Here is a 248-nt window from a genome sequence, read left to right on the forward strand (position 1 = left end):
GGATGAAGCATTGGCGATCCAACTGGAAGACGAACAGGTATGCCGTACGATCGGAGAGCATCTTTTGACCCTTTTGCAGGATGGCATGGGCATTCTTACCCATTGCAATCCGGGGGCGCTGGCAACAGCTGCTTATGGAACGGCGACGGCACCGCTCTATCTGGCAAAAGAGCGCGGCTGGAACCTGAAGGTGTATGCGGATGAAACAAGACCGGTGCTGCAGGGAGCGCGGCTGACCGCATTCGAGC

General features: G+C 57.3%; 1 pseudogene. It reads left to right on the forward strand.

The window, feature by feature from the left end:
• Positions 1–248 (forward strand): annotated as a pseudogene (mtnA, locus tag MXD62_RS09285) (S-methyl-5-thioribose-1-phosphate isomerase); the annotation flags it as partial.

The organism is Frankia sp. Mgl5, from assembly GCF_023242985.1.
Lineage (GTDB): Bacteria > Actinomycetota > Actinomycetes > Frankiales > Frankiaceae > Parafrankia > Parafrankia soli.